This is a genomic window from Paraburkholderia sp. J11-2, from assembly GCF_905220185.1.
Lineage (GTDB): Bacteria > Pseudomonadota > Gammaproteobacteria > Burkholderiales > Burkholderiaceae > Paraburkholderia.
Genome location: NZ_CAJMYY010000024.1, coordinates 102,611 through 128,908, shown reverse-complemented (window position 1 = coordinate 128,908; position 26,298 = coordinate 102,611). Strand labels below are relative to the sequence as shown.

The 26,298-nt window shown below is 62.3% G+C and carries 29 protein-coding genes; 20 read left to right on the top strand and 9 right to left on the bottom strand.

Features of this window, described 5'->3' with window-relative positions; translation table 11 throughout:
- Positions 1–205: 205 nt before the first annotated feature.
- From U5A57_RS29610 to U5A57_RS29595, 4 genes are all read left to right on the top strand, one after another.
- Positions 206–1,111 (top strand): S1C family serine protease, encoded by a 906-nt coding sequence (locus U5A57_RS29610; RefSeq protein WP_321915248.1) that lies wholly within the window; start codon positions 206–208, stop codon positions 1,109–1,111.
- Between the two features lie 18 nt (positions 1,112–1,129).
- Positions 1,130–1,798: a response regulator transcription factor gene (locus tag U5A57_RS29605; protein WP_321915216.1), complete on the top strand. Its 669-nt coding sequence runs from the start codon at positions 1,130–1,132 to the stop codon at positions 1,796–1,798.
- 342 nt (positions 1,799–2,140) lie between these two features.
- Positions 2,141–2,425, top strand: a complete 285-nt coding sequence (locus tag U5A57_RS29600) for a DUF3303 domain-containing protein (protein WP_321915214.1) — start codon at positions 2,141–2,143, stop codon at positions 2,423–2,425.
- A 115-nt stretch (positions 2,426–2,540) separates the two neighbouring features.
- Complete coding sequence (locus U5A57_RS29595) at positions 2,541–3,353, top strand: class I SAM-dependent methyltransferase (RefSeq protein ID WP_321915246.1); 813 nt, start codon at positions 2,541–2,543, stop codon at positions 3,351–3,353.
- A gap of 98 nt (positions 3,354–3,451) precedes the next feature.
- On the opposite strand, the gene U5A57_RS29590 is transcribed toward U5A57_RS29595, so the two are convergent.
- From U5A57_RS29590 to U5A57_RS29575, 4 genes are all read right to left on the bottom strand, one after another.
- Entirely contained in the window at positions 3,452–4,588 is a 1,137-nt protein-coding gene (locus tag U5A57_RS29590) for a branched-chain amino acid ABC transporter substrate-binding protein (RefSeq protein WP_321915213.1), read from the bottom strand.
- Positions 4,589–4,769: 181 nt separating this feature from the next.
- Positions 4,770–5,702, bottom strand: coding sequence for an ornithine cyclodeaminase (locus U5A57_RS29585; protein ID WP_321915211.1), 933 nt, complete (start codon positions 5,700–5,702; stop codon positions 4,770–4,772).
- Between the two features lie 11 nt (positions 5,703–5,713).
- Positions 5,714–6,772, bottom strand: coding sequence for a proline racemase family protein (locus U5A57_RS29580; protein WP_321915210.1), 1,059 nt, complete (start codon positions 6,770–6,772; stop codon positions 5,714–5,716).
- 100 nt (positions 6,773–6,872) lie between these two features.
- Positions 6,873–7,847: a LysR substrate-binding domain-containing protein gene (locus U5A57_RS29575; RefSeq protein ID WP_321915209.1), complete on the bottom strand. Its 975-nt coding sequence runs from the start codon at positions 7,845–7,847 to the stop codon at positions 6,873–6,875.
- Between the two features lie 249 nt (positions 7,848–8,096).
- Between U5A57_RS29575 and U5A57_RS29570 the strand changes: the two genes are divergently transcribed.
- The 6 genes from U5A57_RS29570 (at position 8,097) to U5A57_RS29545 (ending at position 11,999) form a co-directional block, all read left to right on the top strand.
- The gene (locus U5A57_RS29570; protein ID WP_321915208.1) at positions 8,097–8,897 is read left to right on the top strand and encodes a helix-turn-helix transcriptional regulator; all 801 of its coding nucleotides are present in this window, start codon (positions 8,097–8,099) and stop codon (positions 8,895–8,897) included.
- Between the two features lie 355 nt (positions 8,898–9,252).
- Positions 9,253–9,522 (top strand): hypothetical protein, encoded by a 270-nt coding sequence (locus tag U5A57_RS29565; protein ID WP_321915206.1) that lies wholly within the window; start codon positions 9,253–9,255, stop codon positions 9,520–9,522.
- 205 nt (positions 9,523–9,727) lie between these two features.
- On the top strand, positions 9,728–10,420 hold the full coding sequence (locus U5A57_RS29560) for a CBS domain-containing protein (RefSeq protein WP_321915205.1): 693 nt from the start codon (positions 9,728–9,730) through the stop codon (positions 10,418–10,420).
- Between the two features lie 384 nt (positions 10,421–10,804).
- A complete protein-coding gene (locus U5A57_RS29555) occupies positions 10,805–11,209 on the top strand; it encodes a hypothetical protein (protein WP_321915203.1) in 405 nt (134 codons plus the stop codon).
- 86 nt (positions 11,210–11,295) lie between these two features.
- A complete protein-coding gene (locus U5A57_RS29550) occupies positions 11,296–11,637 on the top strand; it encodes a hypothetical protein (protein ID WP_321915201.1) in 342 nt (113 codons plus the stop codon).
- 17 nt (positions 11,638–11,654) lie between these two features.
- Entirely contained in the window at positions 11,655–11,999 is a 345-nt protein-coding gene (locus U5A57_RS29545) for a hypothetical protein (protein ID WP_321915200.1), read from the top strand.
- 21 nt (positions 12,000–12,020) lie between these two features.
- Here U5A57_RS29545 and U5A57_RS29540 read toward each other — a convergent pair whose 3' ends face one another.
- On the bottom strand, positions 12,021–13,547 hold the full coding sequence (locus U5A57_RS29540; RefSeq protein WP_321915198.1) for an FAD-dependent oxidoreductase: 1,527 nt from the start codon (positions 13,545–13,547) through the stop codon (positions 12,021–12,023).
- 144 nt (positions 13,548–13,691) lie between these two features.
- Between U5A57_RS29540 and U5A57_RS29535 the strand changes: the two genes are divergently transcribed.
- Genes U5A57_RS29535 through U5A57_RS29525 form a run of 3 tightly spaced genes read left to right on the top strand, consistent with a single transcriptional unit; the run spans position 13,692 to position 19,520 of the window.
- Positions 13,692–15,266, top strand: coding sequence for an efflux transporter outer membrane subunit (locus U5A57_RS29535; protein WP_321915197.1), 1,575 nt, complete (start codon positions 13,692–13,694; stop codon positions 15,264–15,266).
- 37 nt (positions 15,267–15,303) lie between these two features.
- The gene (locus tag U5A57_RS29530; protein ID WP_321915196.1) at positions 15,304–16,455 is read left to right on the top strand and encodes an efflux RND transporter periplasmic adaptor subunit; all 1,152 of its coding nucleotides are present in this window, start codon (positions 15,304–15,306) and stop codon (positions 16,453–16,455) included.
- Positions 16,456–16,466: 11 nt separating this feature from the next.
- Positions 16,467–19,520, top strand: a complete 3,054-nt coding sequence (locus U5A57_RS29525; RefSeq protein ID WP_321915194.1) for an efflux RND transporter permease subunit — start codon at positions 16,467–16,469, stop codon at positions 19,518–19,520.
- Between the two features lie 15 nt (positions 19,521–19,535).
- On the opposite strand, the gene U5A57_RS29520 is transcribed toward U5A57_RS29525, so the two are convergent.
- The gene (locus U5A57_RS29520) at positions 19,536–19,700 is read right to left on the bottom strand and encodes a zinc ribbon domain-containing protein (protein WP_321915192.1); all 165 of its coding nucleotides are present in this window, start codon (positions 19,698–19,700) and stop codon (positions 19,536–19,538) included.
- Between U5A57_RS29520 and U5A57_RS29515 the strand changes: the two genes are divergently transcribed.
- The 3 genes from U5A57_RS29515 to U5A57_RS29505 all read left to right on the top strand — a co-directional run bounded on the left by U5A57_RS29515 (position 19,629) and on the right by U5A57_RS29505 (position 21,134).
- Entirely contained in the window at positions 19,629–19,868 is a 240-nt protein-coding gene (locus U5A57_RS29515) for a hypothetical protein (protein ID WP_321915255.1), read from the top strand. The two genes, U5A57_RS29520 and U5A57_RS29515, sit on opposite strands and share 72 nt — an antisense overlap.
- A 396-nt stretch (positions 19,869–20,264) precedes the next feature.
- Positions 20,265–20,468: a hypothetical protein gene (locus tag U5A57_RS29510; RefSeq protein WP_321915191.1), complete on the top strand. Its 204-nt coding sequence runs from the start codon at positions 20,265–20,267 to the stop codon at positions 20,466–20,468.
- A gap of 291 nt (positions 20,469–20,759) precedes the next feature.
- Positions 20,760–21,134 carry a gamma-glutamylcyclotransferase family protein gene (locus U5A57_RS29505; RefSeq protein WP_321915190.1) on the top strand — a complete coding sequence of 125 codons (375 nt, stop codon included), beginning with the start codon at positions 20,760–20,762 and terminating at the stop codon, positions 21,132–21,134.
- 110 nt (positions 21,135–21,244) lie between these two features.
- Here the strand turns inward: U5A57_RS29505 and U5A57_RS29500 are convergent, their stop codons facing one another.
- Positions 21,245–22,144: a LysR family transcriptional regulator gene (locus tag U5A57_RS29500; protein WP_321915189.1), complete on the bottom strand. Its 900-nt coding sequence runs from the start codon at positions 22,142–22,144 to the stop codon at positions 21,245–21,247.
- A gap of 117 nt (positions 22,145–22,261) precedes the next feature.
- Between U5A57_RS29500 and U5A57_RS29495 the strand changes: the two genes are divergently transcribed.
- Together U5A57_RS29495 and U5A57_RS29490 are read left to right on the top strand one after the other, a co-directional pair.
- Positions 22,262–22,690, top strand: coding sequence for a cupin domain-containing protein (locus U5A57_RS29495; protein WP_321915187.1), 429 nt, complete (start codon positions 22,262–22,264; stop codon positions 22,688–22,690).
- A gap of 84 nt (positions 22,691–22,774) precedes the next feature.
- Positions 22,775–23,464, top strand: a complete 690-nt coding sequence (locus tag U5A57_RS29490; protein ID WP_321915185.1) for a carboxymuconolactone decarboxylase family protein — start codon at positions 22,775–22,777, stop codon at positions 23,462–23,464.
- A gap of 149 nt (positions 23,465–23,613) precedes the next feature.
- On the opposite strand, the gene U5A57_RS29485 is transcribed toward U5A57_RS29490, so the two are convergent.
- Both U5A57_RS29485 and U5A57_RS29480 read right to left on the bottom strand, forming a co-directional pair.
- The gene (locus U5A57_RS29485) at positions 23,614–24,432 is read right to left on the bottom strand and encodes a sulfotransferase (protein ID WP_321915183.1); all 819 of its coding nucleotides are present in this window, start codon (positions 24,430–24,432) and stop codon (positions 23,614–23,616) included.
- Positions 24,433–24,588: 156 nt separating this feature from the next.
- Positions 24,589–25,575, bottom strand: coding sequence for an alpha/beta hydrolase family protein (locus tag U5A57_RS29480; RefSeq protein ID WP_321915182.1), 987 nt, complete (start codon positions 25,573–25,575; stop codon positions 24,589–24,591).
- Between the two features lie 197 nt (positions 25,576–25,772).
- Between U5A57_RS29480 and U5A57_RS29475 the strand changes: the two genes are divergently transcribed.
- Positions 25,773–25,934 carry a DUF1328 domain-containing protein gene (locus U5A57_RS29475; protein WP_158761410.1) on the top strand — a complete coding sequence of 54 codons (162 nt, stop codon included), beginning with the start codon at positions 25,773–25,775 and terminating at the stop codon, positions 25,932–25,934.
- A 72-nt stretch (positions 25,935–26,006) separates the two neighbouring features.
- The gene (locus tag U5A57_RS29470) at positions 26,007–26,294 is read left to right on the top strand and encodes a DUF1488 domain-containing protein (protein ID WP_321915181.1); all 288 of its coding nucleotides are present in this window, start codon (positions 26,007–26,009) and stop codon (positions 26,292–26,294) included.
- Positions 26,295–26,298 lie beyond the last annotated feature (4 nt).

Genomic DNA, 26,298 nt, shown 5'->3' with positions numbered 1-26,298 from the left:
GTCGGCTGGCGTCGAAGGGTTCTGCTGACGACGCTCACGCATGGGGGCGGCCCGCTTGCCGTGGAGCGTCTTCGGCGACGAATTCCACCACGATCTACCGACTACCCATTTGGGTGGTGCGCGCCGCTTGTCGTTCTGTCATTGTGAACCCGCAAATGACAGGAGACTCGAAATGGAAACCCCTTCCTCGAGCGGAAGTCCCTTAGTGGATTTATCGGACAATCTGGCCAGCATTGCCGGGCGAGTCGGGCAGAGTGTCGTGGCGGTACACGGCCGGCATCGCGTGCCCTCAAGCGGGGTAATCTGGCGCCACGGCGTCGTCGTGACGGCTGCACACACGATCCGGCGCGAGGGCGGGATCGAAGTCACACTGAGCGACGGCCGTACGGTCGCCGCAGTCCTCGCCGGGCTGGATCCGGGCACCGATCTCGCCGTGCTGAAGCTGGATGGCGTAGACCTGGACCCAGTCGAAGCTGGCGATGCCCGCTCACTGAAACCGGGGCATCTGGCGCTCGCCGTCGCGCGTACCGACGAACTCGGCATCAGCACGGATTTTGGCGTGATTGGCAGCACCGGCGGCCCCTGGCGCACGTGGAGAGGTGGACAGCTCGATGCGTTCGTGCGACTGGACGGCGGATTGCGCCCAGGTTTCTCCGGGGCGGCCCTTGCGGATATGCACGGGCAGGTCGTGGGCCTCTGCACGTCGGCGCTGATGCGCGGTCCCGGCATGGTGATTCCCGGGGTGACGGTGGAGCGCGTGACCGACGAACTGTTGGCGAAAGGGCGCGTTTCAAGAGGCTACCTTGGCGTCGGCACGCAGACGGTCCGCCTGCCGGATGCCTGGGTAAGCAAAATGAATCTGTCGCTCAGTAGTGGACTGTTGATCAGTTCGCTTGCGCCGGGCGGTCCAGCAGATCAGGCGGGTGTGCTCATAGGCGATGTGTTGATCGAAGTGAGCGGCGAACCTTGCCGCGACATGGACGATTTGTATGCCGTGCTCGGCTCAGCAAGCATCGGACAGCCGTTGCAGATCGCGTTGATCCGAGGCGGCGAGCGCCATGCGTGTGCGGTCACAGTGGGCGAGCGCCCCCAACGGAATGCGTGCAGGTGAGGTCCCGGAAGCGGCGAAATGTCGGATCGACAGATGGTACCCATGGGCGCGGTGCGGGTCGCAGTGATTGCGGCATCGTCGCAGGTGCGCGAGAACCTGCAAACGATTGTCGAGGCGCACCCGGCATTCAGCGTCATGGGTAGCGCAGCCGACGCCGACACGCTCGTCGAAAGTCTCGCAGGTTCGGTGCCGGACGTGGTCGTGATCGACAGTGAGCCGGATGAGAGCGACCCGCTCAAGGCACTGTTCGAACGCGAGCACGCACCACCGGGGCTCGTTCTGTTGCTCGACGATCTGGATAGCGACTGGGTCCTTGACGCGCTGCGCACCGACGCGGCCGCGATCCTGTCGCGCAACGTGACGCCCGCCGAAATCGTCGCGTCCATCGAAGCCGTCGCCGCCGGCCTGTGCGTGCTGTCGCCCGACGTCCTCGCAAGGCTGCTGGCCGGGCGAAAACCGTTGCGATGGACGGCGCCCAGCGGGCCGTTCGAAGCGTTGACGTTACGAGAAGTGGAAGTGCTGGCAATGCTCGCCGACGGACTCGGCAACAAGGAGATCGCGCGGCAACTCGACATCTCGGACAACACGGTGAAATCGCACCTCTCCACCATCTTCGGCAAACTCGGCGCGGCCAATCGCACCGAAGCCGTCATGCTCGCGATGCGGCACGGACTCATCATGGTGTAGCCGCGTAGCCGAAATTGCGAGGGCGGGTATCTGAGTGGAACGGTCGTTGCAGACCATCGCCAGGGGGCAGTGATTCGCCTTACCTGAGAACCATCGTCCGATCGCCCGGCAAGTCATCGAATGCGTATGTGCGGTGTCGCACACTTCGCTCACCGGGGTGGAGCCGGGGGCTATCTGGTTGACCTATCCTCGATGCTAGCTCGTGGCTTCGCCCGACGACATGGACAATGCGAAGACTCCATGCGGGCAAGTGGGCGACGAACCGTCGCGATGTCGAGGCGTCCACCACCGTGTGCGGGCGTGCCACGAGCCGGCGTCGCGATCCTGGAGGGGACATTCGCCATGAAATTCATTGTTCAATGGAAAGGTGAGCCGGCAACGCAGCAGGCCGCAATTGAGCGCTTCATGAAAACAGGCGGTCAGCCGCCCGACAATGTCACGATGCTGGGTCGCTGGCATGCAGCCGGCGAGTTCAGGGGCGTGGCCATCGTTGAAGCGGCGGACGCCAGCGCAGTCGCGGCAATGACAATCCAGTGGGGGGATATCTTCTCCTTCACAACGGCGGCCGCACTGACTGACGAGGAACTCGGCGCTGTTTTGGCGTCTCAGCAACGGCCGGCAAACTGAAATCCACAAGCGTTGGATAGCCGGGGCCTGGAGCGCGCCGGAGGGGGCGCGCTCAGGGCATATTCACGTCATGCCTTGCCGCCGGCTGGACGTCCGGCATCAATACGGGAGCACCATGTCTGAGCGCGATAAGGTGTTTGCAGGCTCGATCCCGAAGTTCTACGACACGCTGATGGTCCCACTGATCTTCGAGGACTATGCCGCTGACGTGGCGGAGCTTGTCGCGGCCTCCTCACCCGACGCGGTGCTTGAAACGGCGGCTGGCAGCGGCGTGCTCACGCGGGCGCTTGCGCCAAAACTCCACGCCGGCGCGCGCTACGTCGTGACCGACCTCAATCAGCCCATGCTCGACCATGCCGCCGCCAGGCAGGTGTGTGATAGCCGCATCCAATGGCGGCAGGCGGACGCGCTCGACCTGCCGTTCGAAAGTCGATCATTCGATGTCGTTTGTTGCCAGTTCGGTGCGATGTTTTTTCCGAACCGGGTCCTCGGCTATACCGAGGCGCGCCGCATGCTCAGACCTGGAGGGCGCTTTATCTTCAATGTCTGGGACCGCATCGAAGAGAACGACTTTGCCGAAAACGTCACCCACGCCGTAGCCACGGTGTTTCCGCACGATCCTCCGGGATTCCTCGCGCGCACGCCGCACGGCTATCACGATGTTGCGTTGATCCGGGCGGAGTTGAGGCGCGCAGGGTTCGCCGACATCGAGATCGAGACACGCGAGAAAGTGAGTCGCGCGAACTCGGCGCGCGACGCTGCCACCGCCTATTGCCTGGGGACGCCGCTGCGCAACGAAATCGAGGCGCGTGACGCCAACTTGCTTGAACTCGCTGTGGATCGCGCTACGCAGGCTATTGCCCGTGTTCATGGCGAAGGCCCGGTCGCCGGCAAAATCCAGGCGCATGTGATCGTGGCGTCAGGATAGTGGAGTCTCGGCGCGGGCCTCTCGAGCGGTGGCGAGCGCGAACATTTCCAACTCGGGCTTCGGGTACCCTGGCACAGGGGCCTTCGATTCCGCCTTGTTCACCTTGCCCCAATGGTTGTTACGGGGACCCATTTGCCGTTTTTAACCTGATACAGCGTTGAGGTGGGATTGGTCAAATCTCCAATCTTGTCGAATGAAATGTGGCCCGTGATCCCGTCATACTGGGTTGAGCGAAGCGCCGACATAAAGACGGCCGGGTTTGTCGAGCCTGCCCTTTTCATCGCATCGATGGCTATCCATGCACAGTCATAGGAGAACGGTGAATATGTGAGGAGGTCCGTGCCGAACCGCTTCTTGTATTTCTGGACGAACGCTCGGCCTGCTGGCAGAGCGTCAATCGGGCGTCCATACTCCCACGCCATCGATCCATCCGCAGCATCTCCGGCCGACTGGATAAAAACGGTATCTGCGATGCCTCCACTTCCGACAAACTGGGTGTGCATCCCAAGCTGTTTCATGCGCTTCGCGATCAGGCCAGCTTGGGCATTACTGCCGGAGAAAAATAGCAGATCTGCGTTCGCCGCCTTTATGTTCGTCAACAGCGCGTTAAATTCAACGGCTTTGTCGTTTGTGTATTCAGATGTGACGATCGATCCGCCGGCCGCCTGAACGGCCTTTTTAAACTCTTCGACCGCACCCGATCCAAAGGCAGTTCGATCGTCCATTGTTGCGATTCGCTTTGCCTTTGTTACGGTGACGGCATACTTACCCGCATTGCCCGAGTTTTGAACGTCTGTGGCGATGATCCGGAACACATTCGGGAGTCCGAGGCGCGTGATTTGCGGATTCGTCGCAGCAGGGTCAAGCAGCGGAATACCCGCCTTCGCAAAGATGGGCGCAGACGGCAACGCGACGCCGGAATTGTAGTAACCGATGGTTGCCGCCACGCCGTCGTCGACCAGCTTTTGCGCCACCTGAACACCGATTCGCGGGTCGCCCTGGTCGTCAACGGAATCAAGTTCGAACTTGACCTCTTGGCCGCCAATATGAAGATGCTGTGCATTCGCCTCTTCGACTGCGAGGCGCGCGCCGTTCTCCATGTCCTTGCCATTCGCCGCGCCGATACCGGTGAGCGGCGCAGAGATGCCTATCTTCACGACCTGTTGCGCGAGCGCCCCACCTGTTATCCCGCAGAGGATAGTCGTGACGAGGATGAATAGAAGGGATTTTCGCATGATAGGCACCCGTTCAATCAATGTTCAATTTGCCGAACTCGCGGCATCGTCGCGCCAAATAGCATGGCATACGTACTACTAATGATTAATTTTTTGGCATCCAGTACACCCCCGATGTCACGTGTTTCTGCTCAAGCCGGTGGCTATCCAGTAAAGCGCTCTGATACGACACCGGCCGCCGTTAGCGTGCTTTCAATTGCTCGACAACATACTGACTGACGATCAGGTCCAGGTGCGCGCCGCCGGCATTCTTGTAAACCGTCCGATCTCCGGGCGAGCGATGGAATGCACGCATCCTGCACAGATCGAACAGATCCGCTTCGATGTCGCCCTCCGCAATCACGCCCGCTCGCATAGGGATCTGGATGTCGCCCGATTCGGCAGCATTCTGGCGGTCGTCCACGAAGATCCGGGCACCCCGGAATACATCGCAATCGGCCTCTTGCATGTCGGGCCGGTATCCGCCTACCAGATCCACATGGGTACCGGGACGAACGCCCTTGCCCCGAATCATGGGCGTGGTTGCGCTGGTGGCGGCCACGATGATGTCTGCGCTGGCGACCGCGGCATCGAGGTCCTCGACAATCCGTACCCGGAGGTGTCTCGCTTCGAGCGCGAGGCGTGCCGCTTCCAGCTTCGACGGCGTGCGATTCCACAACAATACGTCGCGGATCGATGGCCGGATGTGCAGGTAAGCGTCCGTCAAGGACCGTGCAACCGGACCCGCGCCCAGGACCAGCAAGACCTCGCTGTGCTCGCGGCTCAACCATCGCGCCGCCAGGGCGGAATCGGCCGCCGTCTTCCAGCGCGTGATTTCGGGGCCGTCCAGCATGGCGACGAGCCCCTTGGTACGCTCGTCCAAAACCAGAAACGCAGCCTGCTCCGTCGGTAGGGGCGGATCGGCGGCGCCGTTGGCCGGATGGATCGAGGCGATTTTGACCCCGGCACCCTTGCCCGGCAGGATCACGCCGCGGCTGAACAGGCCAAAGCTCGCGTCTCCAATGAAATAACCATCGCCGATGGGCCGGGGTCCGGAATGCCCTTGGCGCAACGCCTCCAGAATGCCGCACCAGTCCAGTACGGACTGGATCTGCTGCGCGGATATCGTCTGCATGGCTAGCGTTCCTACTGTTTCGGCCAGATATCCCCAAGGGTGTAGCCTTCGGGAAAGGGGTCGTCATGATCCAGCACGATGGTGTGGATGCCATGGATCCAGCTGGTGCCGGCCAGTGTCGGCACCACGGCCGCCTGCTTGCCGATCCGGGTCGTTTGCTCCAGGCGGCCAGTGAACACCGTACCGAGAACGCCCTGGTGCCGGAAGTCCTGGTGCAACGGCAATTCGCCCTTGGCGTGCAGCACCGCCATCTTGGCGCAGGTGCCGGTGCCGCAGGGGCAGCGGTCGATCGCGCCGGTCCAGGTGGCGGGATCGTCCCATGAGAGCGGGCCGGTGGGCATCGTGACCACGTTCTTCCAGTCGGCCCGCGGGTCGTCGGTGGGTCCCGAGAGCTGGGAAATCGTGATGCCAACTCCTGGATAGTCGGGATGCGCAACCGGTAATTGCTCGATGGCGGCCTGCCGGATCATGGCGCAGACCCGCGCAATCTCCTTGCCATGTTCGGGCTTGAGTTCGAGCCCCGGAAACTGTCGCACGTCGGCAATGGCATAGAACATGCCGCCCCAGCCGACATCCACTCGCACCTTGCCCAGGTGCGGCACGTCGATGACGGCGTCGAGATGCGCGGCGAACGCCGGTACGTTCGTGAACTTCACGCTATTGACCTTGCCGTTCCTGCATTCTGCGGTAATGCGGATCAGCCCGGCCGGCGCTTCCAGCGTCAACTCGGTCACCGGCTCCTGCATCGGAAGCATGCCCATTTCCAGCAGTACGGTCGCCACGGAGATGGTGTTGCCGCCCGACATCATCGGGTACTCGACTTGTTCCAGGATGATGTAACCCGCATCCGCCTCCGGGTGACAGGGAGGCACGACGATGTTGCAGCAGTGGGCCGGATAACCGCGCGGCTCGCGCAGCAGCAGCTTGCGCAGGCCGTCGTCATTGGCCTCGAGCCATTTCATCTTGGCCTGCACGGTGTCGCCGGGAATATGGGGGATGCCGCCAGTCACGACGCGCATCGGGATACCCGAATGGGTCTCCACAGCGTGGATGCTTCTCTTGAAACCCATGAGCTGATTTCCTCTTCCGTATCGCCACTCCTGAGCGGCGTGAAGAGAAATTTAGGCTCGTTTCACCGGTAACGAAAACGACATTTCCTCCGGCATTGCTTCAACTTTTGGTTGAAGAAGGCAGGGTGAGCTGCTGCCTGATCCACCGGCAGAATCGTTCGCACACGCCGGTGTCCGCCTTGTCTTTGCGCACGGAGAGGTAATGACCGCGGTTCCTCATGATCGTCTTGTGCGGCAGCGGACGCACCAGGTCGCCGCTGTCGACCAGGTGTCCGACGAGATGATGCCAGCCCAACGCCACGCCCTGATGTGCGAGCGCCAACTGGACGATCGCCGGATAGTCGTTGCTGGTGAACAGCTGCCGCGGAATGTCGGCACACCAGCTGGTGTACACGTCATGCAGCGCCAGCCAGACTTTCCAGTCGATATGCTCGGAAATCTGCGATCGACCGTAGGCGCTGAGGTCCAGCAGCGACATGTCGAGCAGTCCTTCGGGCGCCTCGATCGGGCCGTGTCCCTGCAGGTACTGCGGTGTGCAAACGGGATAGACCTCGTCGTCGAACAGGTGCTCGCTGTCGTATCCGTCGCGCACGCTGGCCAGCTTGGCGATGTACACGTCCGGCTGTACGCCCGCTTCCATCGAGACGAAATTCTGCGTGGCCAGCACGGTGAGTTCGATATCCGGAGCGTCCTGAAGGAATTCGGGCAGTCGCCTGTGGAGCCACAGCGCCGAAAACGCGGGCGAACAGCATACGGTCAGGGTCTGCCTGGCGGGAATTTTCTTGCGCAGGCGTTCGGCGGCTTGATGAAGATTGATCAGCGAAAGCTGGGCGGCATCCTTGAACATCTCCCCGTCGGCCGTCAATGCGACGGTCCTGCCCGAGCGGACAAACAACGTCGTCCCAAGGTAGTCCTCCAGTTCCCGCACCTGCTTGCTTACGGCTGCGGGGGTCACGCTCAATGCATTGGCCGCCCCGGTAAAACTCCTGAATCTGGCAGCAGCGAGAAACGATTTGATGGCCCGCAGCGAAAGCGCACCGACCAGGGTTTCGCTCATTTCGAATTGAGATGCCATGACGATGTCGACCGACCTGGTTGATCACGATAGAGTCCGAAGCAAGGACCCGCCCGAGACTGCATAAGACAACGCGGCCATTCTCATATCGCGACGGGAAATGTTCAAGACAACCGTCGCGTCACGGGAGCGGCGCCGGAGTGGTGCGATGGGTGAGCCCAACGAGCGGGGCTTGCGCTCGAAGTTCCTTGTCAGGCGAGGCCGAAATCACCGAAGATCGGTGAACCGCCGCTTCTTCCTGGGGACGACATGCACCCATTCGCGAATTCCGCCAATCCTGCAGTCCGGGAAGACGTCTTTGCACTCTGGGACCGGCTGGCCGGGTTCTCCGCAGCCGATGGCGATGCCGCACTGACCCACTTGCTAAACACGCTCTGTGCGATGGTCGCTGCACAGAATGCGCTTTGGGCCGTCGTTGTGCGATTGCCGTCGCCCGCGCAAAACGACCCGCTGTTCGGCTGGCGTCCACGTCTGGTTCGGCTTCTGCATCCGGCACCCGCGGTGATCGCGTCCGTGCAGGAGCAGTACGACACGCTCTGGTCCGGCAAGGTCGACTCGTCGCATGTCGTGGCCGCGTCGGGGAACGAGCCATTCCTCGCCAACCTGCTCTTCGAGGCGATGCCCGCCGAATGGTTTGAAGGCGAGCACTACCGCCGTCACTACCTCGAAGTGGGTCACGGCGACAGCATCCAGATGCGTTGCGCCCTCAACGACGACGTGCGGATTCATCTCTTCGTGTTTCGCGAGGTGCAGGCGCCTCGCTTCGCCGCGCCCGATCTCGAGCTTCTCGGCTTCGTGATGCATGGGCTGAGATGGTACTGCCGGCAGCAACTGCTCAGCCACGGCCTGCTTATTGCCGAAGCGCCCCTGACGTCGGCCGAGCGAAGGGTGCTGTTAGGGCTGCTCGACGGACTCACGGAAAAGCAGATCGCGCAGACGCTCGACCAGAGTCCGAACACGACGCATGTCCATATCAAGTCGATCTACACCAAATTCAACGTCGGAAGTCGCTCAACACTCACTGCGCTGTGGCTCGGCAAGTTGAGATAGCGAACCGCAGGCGGTAGTGCCGCGGGCAACGATGCCGCGCCTGTCCGAAGCCGACTGGACAGGAGATCGGCACTGGCTGGAAGCCGGTCGCGCGCTCACCTGTTCAGGTTATGTTCGGGTGTTCGCGAAACCTCTACGATTGACTCCATGCCGTCGTATTGCAGCGTGCCCGCTTTGAACGTGCCGCCGGCGACAGCGCAGCAGGAGACCATTAAAGGCCGTACTCTCCGAGGCGCCGCAGGCGCCAGGGGTATCGTTTGCGTCGCGTTTTGCGAGGCACGAATTAACCGTTTGGCGGAACAGCAATCTGCCGTTACGCGTACCTTTTTTGAACTGGTCTTTGAGGAGCCTCGACATGAGCTACCTGAGCCGGATCACAACTGTTTTCTCTTACTGCGTGCTCACGGCGATGGCCACCGCCGGGTTCCAGTGCTGCATTGCCGCGACCGGTAACGCCGACTTTGATTCCGGGCTCGATGACTCGGCCCAGGCGCCCCATGCTTCGGGATACACGCCGTTTCCGCGCTTCGGCCCATCGCACATGTCGTTTGCTCCGCAGCCGGCACTGGATAACGCGATTGCCCTTTGCATTCCGGACCTCTATTGCTCGCTAGACGCCCGGTAGCACCGTCGGCACGGGCGCGCTCAACAACAGGGCAGGCCTGTTAAAGGCGGGGCTTTGCCCACCCAGCGGCGCGCGAGGCCGCAATGAAATCAGGTTGTGGAATCAAGGCGCCTCAGCACCGGGCGATCGGCCCGGGGCGGTCTGCCAAAGCCACGCGAGGGAGCACCCGATGAGGACCCGTCGCGAATACGCAGGAGAAGCCACCATGCGCGCACGAGACATCATGACCGCGTTCGTCATTACCGCCACACCGGATATGACGATCCACGAAGCGGCAACACTGCTGGTCGACAACCATATCGGCAGCATGCCGGTCGTCGACGAGAACGCAGAGGTTGTCGGTATCGTCGGCGAACACGATCTTCTACATCGCGTAGAGAACGGCACCTGCCAGAGTAAGCGCAAGTGGTGGCACGAACTCCTGTTGTCGTCCCCCCGTGCTCAGGCCGCGAGGTATCTGAAGGAGCACGGGCGCGTCGTCGGCGACGTGATGTGCGAAGAGGTGATTTCGATTCCGGGGGATATGCCGCTCCAGCAAATCGTGGACCTTCTGGAGCGTCGGCGTCTCGACAGCGTGCCAGTGCTGAGGGGCGGCAAGCTGATCGGACAAGTCAGTCGTGCGCACCTGGTTCGCGCAATCGCGCGGGCGGCTCCCGTCGTGGCACCCGCTCCGTGCGACGATGCGAGCCTGTGCAACGCGATAGTCCAGGCCATGCACGGGCAGCGCTGGGGGTTGTCCAGACACGGCGTGCGCGTCAAGGACGGTGTCGCGCATCTATGGGGGGTGATCGAATCCATGGAAGAAAAGCGGGCCATCCGCATTGCGGCCGAGAGCGTGCCGGGTATCAAGCGCGTGGTGTCCCATCTTGAGTCTCCAAGCGTGATTCCGGCGCTGTAGTCCGTGTGGTGAACCGGCCCTGATGTGAATGAGCATCTGGAGTCCAGGCAACGGCGCGCTCGGGAAAGTTCTCACCAGATCGCATGATCGGTGCCGCTGCGCACCAGAACCGTGCCGCGCTGCGCCGCCGTGCAGCGCTATCACGCCCGCAACGGGCGATAAGGACTGGCACAGCCCTTGCGTTGCCTTGTGCCGGGGCGTGTCAACGGCGATTCGCTCCATGGCACTGAGCATGACTGAATACTGAACCGCCCGCCAACGGGCTCATTGGACAACGGCGTCCTGCGTAACGGGTTGAAAGACCTGATGTGCAGGACGCCGTTCTCGTTTCCGATCCGCTTGGCCATGCGCGATGGAACGAAAAAACTGGGGCGATAAAATCATATGTTCGAATGGAGTTGTTTTTGCGCGCTCGTGTTGATGACGCTTGCGATCGCTGGCCGGATGATCGTGCTCATTCACCAGGAAAATGACGACACGGCGGCTTTCCTCGACCTGCAGCTGGCGTTGCATGTCGCGTTGATCCTGGCTTTGGCGATGACTTTCGACGTTGGGATCAAACCGGCATTCCTGTGGCTCCGCCACGGGTTGCCGCATAGCGGTACGCAGGCAAACCAGACGCTTGCAGCCGTGCTTACCGGATTTGAATGCGTTGTATTCGTATTTGTCGCGCCATGGGCCATGGTTGCCTTCGAACGGTTGCGGCGCGATTTATCGACAGCTCGCCGGGTCACCGACGACCTGATTGATCGACTCCGCGCCGGGCAGAAAGCGTCGGCGCTGATGTGACGGCTGGCACACGCACCCTCGCTGGCAGAAGTGATAGATTGTCGATTGACTCATCGTCGCGAATCAACGGCGGTAAGAAGATCCTCATGAAAGGAGCTGCCATGTGCCGTCGATACATCGTTGCCGCTGCCTTCCTCATCCCCACCTTGTCGCAAGCGTTCCAGCCTGTAGCGATTCCCGAATGTCACGCAGCCGGCCCTGATGCTTCAGTTCAGGAAACGATAGACGCCGCAAAATGCCGGGCGCGATGGCTGCTCGCTGGCGCCTACAACCGGACGGAAGGAGACGCGATGAGCGCGGTCTCGCAGTGCGCCGGGACATTCGACGAGGTGCTCAATCATCGGTTGACCGAGGGTGTTTCGCACGACAAGCTGGTCGTCATGTGTGCGGACACCGCGATGCACATGGGCATCATGAAGCTCGACTAGTCGCCGATGCCAAATAGATGGGAACCCGCACTGTCCCACCCAAGGGTGAACGCTTCTACGTGCTCGATGCAAAGAACAGGCCTTTCGAGGTGTTCGACCGCAGCGAGTGGTCGCGCTGGATGGCGGAGAACGAACTGATCTTTCGCCGCACGTTGCTCGAAAAGTCGGGCGTGACGGTCACGACGCGCTTTCGCGGTGTGGCCGACACGAAGGCAGGGGAACCCGCGCTCTTCGTGACGCGTATCGCCGGAATGCAAGCGCGAGACGACAACGAGAGCTATGGCGCGAGCACACTCGAAGAGGCGCTCGCGCGGCACGAGCGCATCGTTCGGAAAATCCTCAAGAGTCTGACCGGGCGGTGACCGGTGCGACGCGTTCCGCCGTCAACGCATGTCGCGCTCCATTTCGACTTCTGCCCGCAGACTTTCTGCATCGCGATAGATAGAGGCCACGGCGACCACGCGTCCGTCTCGCTTGTAGCGCAGGAAGCAGTCGCGTCCTGCGATATCCCCCTCAACCGAGATCTCGTCCCAGCTCTCGGCGTGCCCGAGATAATTGATCGGGACATCGTAATGCTGGCTCCAGAAGAACGGTACGGCGTCGAACGTCTCGCGTCCGCCAATCAGGTTCATCGCCGCAGTTTGTCCCTGGCGCTGCGCGACAACCCAGTGCTCCACGCGAATTGCCGTGCCACTGTGCGGATCGGGCCAACGCGCGATGTCGCCGGCAGCGAACACGCCAGGCGCGCTGGTCTGCAGGCAGGCATCGACCACCACGCCGCGGTCGATCGCGAGGCCAGCTTGCTCGGCCAGTGCCAGTCTGGGCCGCACGCCGACGCCGACCACCACCAGATCAGCCGCCAGGTTGCCGCCCGCCTTGAGCGATACCTGCTGCGCATCGATCGCGCTGGCGGTGTTCCCGAGGTGGAAGACGACGCCGTGTTCTTCATGCAACCGCTGCACGAATTCACCCATCTGCGGCCCCAGCACACGTTCCATCGGACGCTGCTCCGGCGCCACGACGTGGACCTCGAGTCCACGCGCGCGCAATGACGCCGCCGCTTCGAGCCCGATGAAGCTGGCTCCGATGACAACCGCGCGCCGCGCGTTCGCCGCGCGAGCGATGATGGCGCGGCTGTCGGCCAATGTGCGCAAGGTATGCACGTGCGGCAAGTCCATGCCGGGGATCGGCAAGCGGACCGCTTCGGCTCCTGTGGCCAAAAGCAGGCGGTCGTAGGGCACCCTGCTTCCATCCGCGAGTTCCACTTCCTGCGCGGCGACGTGAAGGCGGGTAACGCCGGCGTTCAGCCGCAGATCGATGCGTTGATCGGCGTAGAAAGCGTCGTCGCGAAGCGGCAGCCAGTCCTCGGGCGCGCTGCCGGCCAGATAGTCTTTGGACAGGTTTGGCCTGTCCACCGGCGGGGCGTCGTCGTCGCTCAGCATCGTGAGACTGCCCGCGTAGCCGAGGCGCCGCAGACGCTCGGCGGCAGCAAAGCCTGCAGCCCCTGCGCCGACGATCACGATCTTCTGTGGCACATCGGCCGGTGCGGTCACGGAGCGCGCGGGCGGCGCTTTCTTGTGCAGCACGACAAGCTTGTCGCCACGGATCTCCGTAGACCAGCACGCGACCGGGCTGAGCGCAGGCGCGCGCACCGCTTCCCCCGTGCGCAGGCTGAAACACGCGTGATGCCATGGGCACCGTACCGTTTCCCCGACGATCAACCCTTCGGCGAGCGGGCCGTGGTAGTGCGTGCAGGCGGCGTCGATCGCGAAGAATTCATTGCCGAGCCGTGCAATCAGCACGGCGTCGTTACCGACGTGTCCGGACAACATGCCCGCTTCACCGAGAGATTCGATGGGCACGCCTTGGGCCAGATCGGGACCGTTTTCATTCGATGCGTCACTGCTCATGTCGACCTCCGTGGGCACGCCGCCAGCAAGAGCGTAGATCCCATGGTAGTCCACGTCGATCAGACCCGCGCCACCTGTGGCATGATTTCAAGCTCTGCATCTGCCGTTTCGTTCGTTTTCCACGCAGTGAAACAAGGTGGATCGATGATCGACGACGTCAACCACGGTTTCAGTCGCAGCCGCCTGCACTGGCATTCGCGCAGTGCATCTCGCCGCAATGCAGCATGCGAGACGGTTACGCGTGCTGCATGGGTCACCGTCCTGATCGCCTTGTCCGGCTGCACGGTCGGCCCGAATTACCATACGCCCGCGCCGCCCGCCACCGGCGCTTACACGTCCACGCCGCTGCCCGATCAAACGGCCTCGGCGCCGGGCGCTTCGGGTGTCCCGCAACATTTCGTGGCCGCACAGGACATTCCCGCGCAGTGGTGGACGCTCTTTCATTGCGAGCCGCTCGACGCGCTGATCCGCGAAGCGCTCGCCAACAGCCCCAATGTCGCCGCGGCGCAAGCGGCGCTCAGGCAGGCCGGTGAAAATCTTCGTGCGCAAATCGGCACCACGCTGTATCCGTCCGTCGATGCAACGGCCAATGCGACGCGCGAGAAGTTCAGCGGTGTCACGTTCGGCGAGCCGCAACTCACGGAACTGCTGAACCTCTATAACGCTTCGGTGAACGTGTCGTACAACCTCGATGTGTTCGGAGGCGGCAGGCGCCAGCTCGAATCGCTGCGCTCCCAGGTCGATTACCAGGGCTTCCAGTTGCAGGCGGTGTATCTCGCGTTGACCGCGAATATCGTGACGGCGGCCATCAAGGAAGCCTCGCTGCGCGAGCAGATCGAAGCGACCGCGCGCATCGCCGACGACGAAGACGCGCAGCTTCGCATCATGCGCCAGCAGCTCGAACTGGGCGGCATAAGCCGCACTGCGGTGCTAGCGCAGGAAACGCTCGTGGCGCAAACGCGCGCAACATTGCCGCCGTTGCGTCAGTCGCTCGACCAGACGCGTCACCAGCTCGCGGTCCTGGCGGGCAAGCCGCCGAGCGATACGGACGTGCCGGAGTTCAGGATGTCGATGTTCACGTTGCCGCAAACCTTGCCAGTGAGCGTGCCGTCTTCGCTCGTGCGGCAACGCCCCGACATTCTCGCCGCCGACGCCACACTGCATCAGGCGAGTGCCCAGGTCGGCGTAGCGACAGCGAACCTGTACCCGCAGCTCACGCTCTCCGCGAGTTACGGTCCGCAGGCGCTGACGCCCGCGGGCCTTCTTAAGTACGCCGACATGATCTGGAGCATCGGCGCAGGCATCACGCAGCCGATCTTTCATGGCGGCCAGTTGAGCGCGCAAAAGCGCGCGGCAGAAGCGGCGTTCGACGAGGCCAACGCGCAATACCGCCAAACCGTGCTGCTCGCATTCCAGAACGTCGCTGACACGTTACGCGCGCTCGAACACGACGCAACCGGCCTGAGTGCGCAGACGCAAGCATGGCGCGCGGCCGGCGATTCGCTCGACCTGACGCGCGGCCAGTTTCGCATCGGCGGAGTCAGCTATCTGGCGCTGCTCGATGCACAGCGTCAGTACCAGCAGACCGTCGTGAACCTCGCGCAGGCGCAGGCCGCGCGCTATGCGGACACGGCGGCGCTGTTTCAGGCGCTCGGCGGCGGCTGGTGGAACGACACGACGAGCCAGGCAGCCGAGCCCGCGCCGGCCGCGCCGAAATGAAACGGTGCGTAATGGCCGCCCTTGCCAGGACATGACGATGACGACGAAAAAACCGATGGCAAAGCGGATGATCCTCATGCTGATCTGCGTGGGCATACTGCTCGCGGCGCTGGTCGGCTTCAATCTGTTCAGGGCGCACATGATCAAGCAGTTCATGGCGAGCAACGCCGCGCCGCCCGCCACCGTCACGGCCGCTATCGCAAGCTATCAAACATGGCAGCCGCAGCTTGCCGCAGTGGGTAGCCTGCGCGCGGTGCGCGGCGTTGACGTGACGACGGAAGTGGCCGGGCTCGTGCGCGAGATCGCGTTCAACTCGGGCCAGGAAGTGAAGACGGGCCAGGTGCTCGTGCGCCTGAACGACGACTCGGACCTCGCGCAGCTCGCGTCGCTGCGAGCAGCCGCGGACCTCGCGCAAACGGTCTACAACCGCGACAAGGCGCAGTTCGGCATTCAGGCGATTGCGAGGGCGCAACTCGACGCCGACGCCGCCGACCTCAAGAGTAAAAGAGCCCAGGTCGATCAACAGGCCGCGCTCGTCGAAAAGAAGACGATTCGCGCGCCATTCGCGGGACGCGTGGGCATCACGACGGTCAATCCCGGCCAGTATCTCAATCCGGGAGACGCCATCGTCACGCTGCAAGCCATCGACCCGATCTACGCCGACTTCTTTCTGCCGCAGCAGCAACTCGGCCAGTTGCAGGTTGGCCAGGCCATCGTCGTCAATACGGATGCGTTCGGCAACCGCACGTTCGACGGCAAGATCCGCTCGATCAATCCGCGCGTGGACAGCACGACGCGCAACGTCCAGATCGAGGCGAGCGTCGACAATCGCGAGCGCAAACTGTTGCCCGGCATGTACGCGAACGTGAAGATCGACGCGGGCGGCGCGCAGCGCTATCTGACCTTGCCGCAAACGGCGATCACCTATAACCCATATGGCGCGACCGTGTTCATCGTGAAGTCCGGCGAACAAAAGAATGCGCAAGGCAAGATCATGCCCGTCGCGCAACAGGTGTTCGTCACGCCGGGGCCGACGCGTGGCGACCAGGTTGCGATTCTCAAGGGCATCAGCGAAGGCACGCAGGTCGTGACGAGCGGACAGTTGAAACTGAAAAACGGTACGCCGCTCGTGATCGACAACCGCGTGCTGCCTGCGGACAGCGCGAACCCGACGCCTCAGGAACAATAGAAGAGCGCGCGATGAAATTCACCGACATCTTCATTGAACGCCCGGTGCTCGCATCGGTGGTGAGCTTGCTGATACTCGTGCTCGGCTTGCGCTCGCTTGCGGCGCTCAAGGTCAGCGAATATCCGCAAACCGAAAACGGTGTGGTGACGATCACCACCGCGTACTACGGCGCGAGCGCCGACACGATGGCCGGCTTCATCACGCAGCCGCTCGAAGCCGCGATTGCACAGGCACAGGGTATCGACTACATGTCGTCGACGAGCACGACGGGCGTTTCGACGATCACCGCGACGCTGCGCCTCAACTACGATTCCAATCGCGCGCTCACGGAGATCAACACGCAAATCGCTTCGGTGCGCAACCAGTTGCCGCCGCAGGCGCAACAGCCGGTGCTGACCGTGCAAGTGGGTCAAACCACCGACGCGATGTACATGGGTTTTTACAGCGACGTGCTGCCGAGCAACAACGTCACGGATTATTTGCTGCGTGTTGTGAAGCCGAAGCTCGATTCGGTCCAGGGCGTGCAAACGGCGGAAGTGCTCGGCGGCCGTCAGTTCGCGCTGCGCGCATGGCTCGACTCGAGCAGGCTCGCCGCACACAACGTGACGGCCGCCGACGTCTTCACGGCGCTTGGCAACAACAACTATCTGGCGACGCTTGGCACGACCAAAGGCCAGATGATCAGCGTCGATCTGAATGCGGGCACCGACCTGCATTCTGTCGAAGACTTCAGGAAGCTCATCGTCACGCAGAAGAACGGCGCGATCGTGCGCCTCGAAGACGTCGCGAACGTCGTGCTCGGCGCGGACAATTACGACTTCAACGTCGCATTCAGCGGCAAGCGATCGGTGTTCATCGGCATCAAGGTGGCGCCCGATGCGAACGTGCTCGACGTCGCGAAGCGCGTGAAAATCCTCTTCCCGGACCTGCAGAAGCAGTTCCCGACGGGCATGACCGGCGACATCGTCTACGACGCGACCGACTTCATCAACACGGCGATCGAAGAGGTGGTGAAGACGCTCGTCGAATCGCTGCTGATCGTGACCGTCGTGATCTTCCTTTTCCTTGGCAGTTTTCGCGCGGTAATCGTGCCCGTGATTGCGATGCCGCTCTCGATGATCGGCACGTTCTTCGTGATGCAGGTGCTTGGCTATTCGATCAATCTGCTGACACTGCTTGCGCTCGTGCTCGCCATTGGCCTCGTTGTCGACGATGCGATCATCGTGGTCGAGAACGTCGACCGGCATATGAAGGAGGAGGGCAAGCAGCCTTTCGACGCCGCACTGATCGCCGCGCGCGAACTCGGCGGCCCGATTCTCGCGATGACGGTCGTGCTGATTGCCGTGTACTTGCCCATCGGCTTTCAGGGCGGACTGACGGGCGCGCTTTTCACCGAATTCGCGTTCACGCTGGCGGGCGCCGTCACCGTATCGGGCGTGATCGCGCTGACGCTTTCGCCGATGATGTGCTCGCGCTTTTTTCGCACGGACCAGCAGTCGGGCCGCTTCGCGCGCTTCGTCGACCGGCAGTTCGAGCGGGTGCATCACGGCTACGGGCGCCTCTTGCATGCGATGCTCGACACGTGGCCTGTGTTCGTCGTGATGGGCGCGCTGCTGCTGTGCGGCACCGTCTATCTCTTCATGACGTCGCAATCGGAGCTTGCGCCGCAGGAGGACCAGGGCATCGTGCTGTCCCAGGTGCTGGGGCCGCCCGATGCGACGATCCAGCAGATGCAAACCTACGCGGATCAGGTCTTCGAGATCTCGAAGCAGTTGCCCGAATACGCACAGATGTTCCAGCTCACGGGCGTGCCGACGCTGAACCAGGGCATCGGCGGCGTGCTCTTCAAGACGTGGGACCAGCGCAAGAAGGGCGCAACGCAATTGCAGCAGGAATTGCAGCAGAAGTGGAACGGCATCGCGGGCGCGCGTGTCGCGGCATTTCAGTTTCCGCCCCTGCCGGGCGCGCAAGGATTACCCGTGCAATTCGTCATCAGCACGACAGAGCCGTTCGAGAACCTGAATGAAGTGTCGCAAGCCGTGCTGCAAAAGGCGCGTGAAAGCGGCATGTTCTTCTTCGTCGACAGCGATCTGAAGATCGACAAGCCGGAAAGCGTGTTGCTCGTGGACCGCGACAAAGTCGCATCGCTCGGCCTGACGCAAAGCGATATCGGGCAGACGCTGGGCGCGGCGCTCGGCGGTAACTTCGTCAACTACTTTTCGATTGCCGGCCGCTCGTACAAGGTGATTCCGCAGGTGCTACAAACGGACCGGCTGAACCCGTCGCAAGTGCTCGACTACTATTTGCGCACGCCCGACGGCAGCGTGATTCCCGCATCGACGGTCACGCATCTGAAGCGCAACGTCGTGCCCGAGTCGATCAACCACTTCCAGCAGCTCAATTCGGCAACGATTTCCGGCGTGCTCGCGCCGGGCATCTCGCAGGGCGAAGTGCTCGACTTCTTACGCCGGGCCACCACCGACGCCGCGCCGACGGGCTACACGGCCGACTATTCGGGTTTGTCGCGCCAGTTCGTGCAGGAATCGGGCGGCTTCGTGACCACGCTGCTGTTGGCGACGATCATCGTGTTTCTCGCGCTTGCTGCTCAGTTCGAGAGCTTTCGCGATCCGGTCGTGATTCTCGTGTCGGTGCCGATGGCGCTGTTCGGCGCGCTGATCTTCATCAACGTGGGCCTGACGACGCTCAACATTTACACGCAGGTGGGCCTCGTCACGCTGATGGGCCTCGTCAGCAAGCATGGCATTTTGATCGTGCAGTTCGCGAATGAACTGCAACGCGCGGGGCGGCGCAAGCGCGAGGCACTCGAAGAAGCAGCTGGCGTGCGCTTGCGGCCGATCCTGATGACGACGGCCGCGATGGTGCTGGGCGTCGTGCCGCTCGTGATCGCATCGGGTGCGGGCGCGGCCGGCCGCAACGCGATGGGACTCGTGATCTTCACGGGGATGTCGATCGGCACGTTGTTTACGCTGTTCGTCGTTCCTGCGATGTATATGTTCCTTGCCGCGGACCATCATCGGGACAGGGTGCAACCGGCACAGACCTGAGCGACTGAAGAGATTTCACGACTTTCTGGATGTTTTCGCCACAAAGGGTGTGGGTATGTGCTGAACCTTTTCGCTGCCGCACTTGGGGCAAGGCGGATGAGCGGTTGCATGTTCGGCAAGATGCTCGGCATGCTCGAACATCTCGCCGCACTTCTCGCACCGGTACTGGTAAGTCGGCATGGTATTCCTCTAAGGAGAACACTAGTGCTTGCGATGCATCCAGCTCATATGGTGCGCGTCGAGCCACTGGCTCAGGCTCTCTCCCGGGTGATCGCGCCTGTAGCGACGGGACAGGACCATGGCAATGACAACGAGAACCACAAGGCCAACCCAAAAACTGATCATTGACTGAGTCATGGCTGCCTCCTTCGGGAATGCGACCATGTCTGAATTCTAGTGCCGGGGCGGCGGATTTTGCCCCGAAAGTTGGCGCGCCGATCACTTTCGACCGGCGCGTGCTGCAGGGGCGCGTCCGCGGGGCCCAGTGGTATGTCCATTCCCATTGCCTAAAATAAAGTGTTGCAAGGGGAGGGGCAGCAGGGCCGTACCCCATGCGGCGCTCCCGGACGTTGGCTCGTAACGGGGAACCGCGATGGCGAGTTATGGAGTGCTTGCACAATTCACTGATCAGGTCGTCTGCGCGATGATCTGCGGGCTGACTTGATCTGTGAGGGCGCCCGCGGGACGCATGCTCCCCCGCTGCGCGAGGCGCCGCTACCGGTGTTTTCCTGTCGAGGAGGTCAAATGAACACCAAGGACAAAGGCAACGTGCGTGCGTTCGTGCAGACGGCCGAGCAGATCGGCGGATGGGTGTGGGTTATCTCGCTCGTCGACTTCGACGCACGCGAAGTGCGGCGCTCGCTCGTAGCCGAAGAACCCTTCGCCACGGAGCGCGCGGCGAAAGACGCAGGCCACGCTCGTCTCGAAGCACTCGCACACGATCAGTAGTCAGGCTGGGCGCATCCACGTGCCCGGTCCACAAGGGCGTCGGCGTTCGATGGATCGGTCGACGCCCGCGGTTTTCGCGTTTCGCGTCCTGATCATCTGCGGCAGGTTATCGAACGACTGGGCGAGCACAAGAGCCAGAGCGATGACCGCAAGTTCACCGATACGCCTGGTTGCTGGCAGCGCAAACGCGATATGTCCACGACCATGGTCCATCGAACTCGGCAAACCGGCTGGCAAGCCATTCGTGTCCGGTTGTAAAATACGGGCCCACACGCGTCTTGCTTGCACATTATGGCTAACACTGATCCGGTATTTTCAGAAAATCTCTTTTCATACGGCACGCTTCAGCTCGAGCAGGTACAACTGGCAACGTTTGGCCGGAAACTTGACGGCCACGCTGATGACATGCCCGGCTATTCACTGACCATGCTGAAGATCGACGACCCCGAAGTCGTCAGGACAAGCGGGAAGACGCATCATCCTGTCGTGACCTATACGGCCAACACGACCGACAAGGTGAGCGGTATGGTCTTCGCGATCACACCCGAAGAACTTCAACATGCGGACGACTACGAAGTCGATGCATATCGGCGTGATCGCGTCGTTCTTGCTTCAGGCGCATCGGCATGGGTGTACGTAGACGCCGAGTCGCCGCGGCAAACTTGAGCAGGCATACGCAAGGCCGCACTCACTCCACTAGCGGCGACCTCGAAGCATTAGCACGTCTTACTATCCACGACTTCAGTCGCCAATCACCTCGCAGTCGATGAGTTCATTCAATCGGCCGCGCCATCGCGCAACGCAGCAATGATCAGCCGTACCGCGAGCGCGGACTGGCGCCGCGTCGCATAGTAGGCGTGGTGGCCGGTAAAGGTGGGGAACCAGTCTTCCAGCACCCATTGCAATCGGCCTTCGCGCACATGGTTTTCGGCCAGCGCACGCGGTATGTAGGCGAGTCCAAAACCGCGCAAGGCTGCGTCGAGCATCTGATACGAATTATTGAAAACGAGCTGGCCGCGAACCCTGACCTCGATGTGCTTGTTGCCCTTGTGAAACTCCCACGGCAGGTCGGTATCGGTGCGGGGCAGCCTGAGATTGATGCAGTTGTGCGCCGTCAACTGCCGTGGATGCGCGAGCGCCGGCGCTGTGGCGAGATAGTCGGGCGCGCCCACGATCGCCAGCGTTTCGTCCGGCGCAATGCGCACGGCGATCATGTCCTTTTCCACCTGATCGCCGAGCCGCACACCAATGTCGAACCGCTCGGCGACGATGTCGGTAAATCCGTAGTCGTTGATGAGTTCGACGCGCAGATCGGGGTTCTCGCGCAGCACCCCCTGAAGCTTCGGCCAGATGTACTGGTTGGCCGCGTAGTCCGTTGCCGTGATGCGCACCGTTCCCACGGCGCGCTCACGCAATTCGGCGATCGCGCGCAGTTCGGCGTCGATCTCTTCGAGCTTGGGTGTGACGCCGTTCAGGAGCTGCTGACCGGCCTCGGTCGTCGACACGCTGCGTGTGGTGCGCACCAGCAGAAGCGAGCCTAGCCGCCGCTCGAGCGCCGCCACGCTCCTGCTAAGCGCCGATTGCGATACGCCAAGCCTTCTCGCGGCGCGCGTGAAGCTGCGCTCCTGTGCCACTGTGAGCAGCGCGATCAGTTCGTTCAGGTCGGGGATTTCCATTTATGCACCATAGCATAAATCTATGCCGATTCTGCCATCTAGTCGGCGCGCGACCGAGGAACTAGATTGTCGGTTGGGTGTTTTCACCATCGGACCACACTGCAAAGGACGCAAATCATGACCACGCCGGCACAAACCATCATCCGCAACGGAACAAAGCCTTCGATCAAGGGGCCGGAGAGCTTCTTCACGGGCTCGGTGCGGATCGACAGCCCGTTCCAGGCGGAGGAACCTGGCCGAGCCGGCGGCGCCATCGTGACATTCGAGCCCGGTGCGCGCACGCATTGGCATACCCATCCGTTGGGGCAAACGCTGGTCGTTCTGTCGGGCGTGGGCTGGACCCAGTGCGAGGGTGGTGCACGCACGGAGATCCGGGCCGGCGATATCGTCGCCTGCTCATGCGGCAAGCGTCACTGGCACGGCGCAGCGCCGACCACTGCGATGTCGCACGTCGCGATCACCGAGATGCTCGACGGAAAGAACGTCGAATGGATGGAGCCCGTCACGGACGAGCAATACACGTCGGGCCCGCTGGTCACCGACTGATTCCGGCGTCAGTGTCCGCACGGAAATCGTCGAGGGAGAACGTCGCGAGCGTTTCCTATTTTTTCAGGATGACGAATGAATATTATGAATGTCTACGCCTGCTCTCCGGCACTGGCTCGCTATGAGCAGGAATCGCTCTTTGGCAAGGTGTGGTCGCGCGCCGGCCTTTCGCGACGGGATCGGAGCATTGTCACGCTGGCGGCTGTCATCACCCAGGGGCGAATCGATGCGCTGCCGTTCTACGCGAACTTCGCCCTCGATCACGGAGTCGCGCCAAAAGAGATGTCGGAGATCGTGACGCATCTCGCGTTCTATGCGGGCTGGTGCAACGGCACGACGGCGGCGGCCGCTATCGGACGCGTGTTCGCCGACCGGGCCATTGGTGAAGATCTGCTTCCCGCTGAATCGCCGGCCTTGATGCCGCTGGACACGCAGGCGGAGGCGAGGCGTGCGCAGGCCGTGGAGCAAATGGTCGGCACGGCTTCACCGGGACTCGTAGCCGACACGGGTGAGGTTCTGTTTCGCGACCTCTGGCTTCGGCCCGATCTATCGCCACGCGACCGGAGTCTCGTGACGGTTGCGTCGCTGATCACCGCCGGACACGTCGCGCAGGTGACGTTCCACCTGAACAAGGCAATGGACAACGGGCTGAAACCTGAAGAGGTTTCCGAAGCGGTCTCTCACCTTGCCTGGTACGCGGGATGGCCGAACGCCTTTTCAGCCGTGCCGGTGGTAAGAAGCGTTCTGGAGAGTCGCGCGGGCGGCAATGCCTGACGCCGATATCAGGTTCTCCTGGTCCGCGCCGTGACCTTCGGTGCGGACTTCTCCGAACGCCAGGCTACCGACTGCCTCATCATCGTGCTTAATTCGCCGTGCCTGCAATCGCGTGCGTACCTCGTCTTTCGAGCGCTGCTTTGCAGTAATTATATGGATTCCGAAAGAGTGGCGGGTGCCGAATAACCAAGTTGCGTCGCCGCCTTTTCCGCAAGGGCGAGCAGCGCGTTATCCGTTGTTGGGGTAGGCGGGACGACGTAGAGATCGGCGATATCGGTCACCGGGTCGCTGAACGGCGTTGGCGCACTGCGCTGGGCATGCAGGAAATCGCGGATCGGCGAAGCGTCCGTGAGGCCCAGAAAGCGGCTGATGCTTGCGATCGTCGTGTCCGCATCTTTGATCAGATTGCGATAGCCGACCGTCAAAGTCTGCTCCGCCGGAATCTCCGCAAAGAAGTCGATGATTTCGGTCACATATTGCCCCCACACGCGAACGCCGTCGTTGACGGACCCGATCCAGTGCTTGCGCACCAGCGAATTGGCGACCCAGCCGGGGTCGCGATGAAGATGAATGAAGCGCGCGTTGGGCAACAGTTCGTGGATGAGCCGCAGGCACGACCCGGAGCGCGGCAAGCGCTCGATTGCGCCGACGCGGCCGGAAAGAATCGTAGGATCGGCGTAAGGGGGATGTTTGTCGCCCCAGATCGGCGCCGACATTTCGAGGTCTTCACGATAGAAACGCTCGACCCAGGCGCCAAGCGTGCGGCGGCCAAAGGCGTTGAAGCGGTCGCGGCAGGCGCCGCTCATCAAATCGGGGCGCTGGCTGCCCACATCCAGCATTTCCTTGACCAGCGCGAAAACCCGGCATTCGTTGGTTAGCTGGATGTGCGGGTGCGCATTGAGAACAGAGCAGAGAAACGTTGTTCCCGAACGCGGTGCGCCGACAATGAATAGCGGAAAAGAACGCATTCAGCCATCTCCCTGTTTCGTCTTGCGCCGGTTTTGCGTGATGCCTTCCTTTGCACCGATGTTACCTGCCGATGCTGGCGCGAAACTGACGACGCGATGGCCGAAGCGACAATGCGGCGGCTGGGCCACAGGGCCGCACGAAGGGAAGCGGAAAAGCTAGCGCAAGTTCGCCTGGAAAAACGCGAGCACGCTGGCGTCGAATGCCTGATGAAAGGCGACCCGGTCGAAGCCGTGCTCATCCACGCAAATCTCGCGCATCTGCTCTTTCATAGCCTCAGCGCAGGGCGCGAGAAAGGCGAAATGCGCCGAGTTCGGCACGAAGTGATAGTCGGGTTTGCGGGGCAGTGTCTTCGCGAGCGCGGGCGCGTTGTGGGGCATGACGCCGTCGCCGCCATACTGCGAAGCCCACATCTGGATGGGCGCGGTGACGTTCTTCAGATCGCTCGCAGCAGGGAATTCATTGAGCGGGTCGGCGAGCACGAACGCCTTGATTCGCGCGTCGGCCGGCAGCGGCTGCGTGGGCACGTCTCCCCGCGCAACTTCGTCGCAGACCGGCGGCCGCGGGTCCGGGCAAGGCACATCGGCGTGCTGGAAGTCCGGCACGCCGCCCGCTAACACGAGACCCGTATAGCCGCCTCGCGAAAAGCCAAAGAAGCCAATGCGTTGCGGGTCGATTTTCGCGGCGTCTGGCGCGGCGCTCAGCATGTAGTCGATCACGCGCTTGATATCGGCCGGCCGCTCGATGAACACGGAGATATCGCCCGAGCGGCCCGGATCGGCGAACGAGTCGCCAGGGTGATTGATTGCGGCCACAACGAAGCCCGCGTCGGCCAGCGTCTCGGCAAGGTCATGATGACCCAGAAACGAGCCGGCGTGGCCGTGCGAAATGACGACGAGCGGGAGCTTCTCGCCAGTCGTCGGACAGTCGCGCCGCCCGCGCAGGACGTATGGACCGAACGGCACGTCCTCCGCGGGCTCGGCGCATGGCGTCCATACCATGGCTTTCAATGCCGGGCCGTTGGCGTCGGCGGGAATGTCGAGGCGCTTGAAGCCTGCCGCGTGTGCGGTTGCCGCAACAAGGCAGAAGAGCACGGTCAATATCGAAGCAGCGGCATACCGAAGTTTGTTGTGGGTTGTCGTCATGGCGTTTCCAAAGAGATTGCGGAATGTTTCCACCTTCTCGCTACAAGATCCGCTACGCGTGGCCATGCGCGCCCACGCGCCGTGAGACATGTTGGACCTGTCCCCACTGGAGGCCCGGGAATTCTCGCGCCTGCGCGAAAGTCCGCTCGGGCACGGCCGTTGCGCATAGAGGAGGGATACTTCCAAAGGAGCCGGCAATGCTTTACTACGCGATCGTATTTTTCGTCATAGCCATCATCGCGGCTGTCTTCGGGTTTGGCGGGATTGCCGCGGGTGCTGCGGGCATCGCCAAGATTCTGTTCCTGATATTCGTGATTCTCTTCCTGGCCAGCCTGCTTTTCGGCATCTCGCGGCGTTGACAGATCGCCTGCGCGCCGCCACGCGGCGGCGCCTGATTGGTTACGCGCCCGATATTCAGGAGTCCACCCACTATGAACATTTCCTTTCCCGAAGGTCCGGTCGAGTACGACACGCAGGAGTACGCGCTCACGTTTGTTGCCGTGGCGGATTCGGTCCCGGTGGACTGCGCGATAACCGCTGAAGCGCTGGAGGATCGCTTCGGCGCGAGATCGTTGCGCGAGCCGGACCTGCGCCTCGCGTTCCACCGCAATCGCGCCGCCATCGAAGCGGCCGCCGCCCGGCTCATCGAGGAGACGGACGGCAAGCCGGTGACGCTTCACAGCGGCTATTTGCGCATGTACGGCACGAGCAGGCACTGACGGC